This is a genomic window from Oceanospirillum sediminis, from assembly GCF_014164585.1.
In the GTDB taxonomy this organism is placed as follows: Bacteria; Pseudomonadota; Gammaproteobacteria; order Pseudomonadales; family Halomonadaceae; genus Oceanospirillum; species Oceanospirillum sediminis.
Genome location: NZ_JACJFM010000308.1, coordinates 1 through 322, shown reverse-complemented (window position 1 = coordinate 322; position 322 = coordinate 1). Strand labels below are relative to the sequence as shown.

The following is a 322-nucleotide window of genomic DNA, read 5'->3' as shown; positions in this document are numbered from 1 at the left end:
ATGTTACTCTCTGATACCAACCTTTATCATAATTTGATTGTTGATCAAAAAAGCTAAGACTTCCAGAATATTTAATATTGTCACTTCCACCAGAAGCTCGTACATTAGCATTAGTTACTGGAGCATAATCTACTACTACTTCATCCCACCAGTCTGTACCTGCGCCAAAATCATCAGGATTGAATAACGGTGCTGTACCATCATTTGCTCTACGTGTATTAATTATTTCAATATACTCCTGAGCACCTGCTGCTTGTATTTTGTCCCAATTTTGGACACCATAATTTAAGTCTACGTTAACAGTCGCCTTACCAGACTTACC

The 322-nt window shown here is 37.6% G+C and carries 1 protein-coding gene; it reads right to left on the bottom strand.

The genetic code is table 11. The features are described from left to right. The coding region (locus H4O21_RS28780) for a SusC/RagA family TonB-linked outer membrane protein (protein ID WP_220495910.1) at positions 1 to 322 on the bottom strand (322 nt) is incomplete at both ends.